Annotated in this window: 1 protein-coding gene; it reads right to left on the bottom strand. The window is 58.5% G+C overall.

Features of this window, described 5'->3' with window-relative positions:
* Nucleotides 1-230 (bottom strand): Rv3235 family protein (locus SB772_RS44375; RefSeq protein WP_410839074.1); only part of this gene is annotated, 230 nt, incomplete at its 3' end.
* Nucleotides 231-246: the final 16 nt, after the last annotated feature.

The following is a 246-nucleotide window of genomic DNA, read 5'->3' as shown; positions in this document are numbered from 1 at the left end:
TTCATGTGCTCACGTGTAAGGGCGGCACGATGTTGGAGCGACAAGTACGTATTCGGGTCAAGTGATCGCGACAGTTGTTGCACGGGCCGCGTTCCGGCCAGAACCTCCATGGCTGCCTGCGCAATGGTTCGGGCCACCAAGCGGACGTCGATGTCTTGCCCCGGGGAGCCGGAAACGGCGGCTGTACGTTTTATTCGCGAACGGTTAGCAGTTGCTGTGGTCACGGTCATACCTCTGGAATCACAA

Origin of the sequence: Paraburkholderia sp. SIMBA_030, from assembly GCF_046535245.1 — a bacterium.
GTDB lineage: Bacteria > Pseudomonadota > Gammaproteobacteria > Burkholderiales > Burkholderiaceae > Paraburkholderia.
Note: the sequence above shows the minus strand (reverse complement) of the source record. Positions and strands in the feature narration are given on the sequence as shown.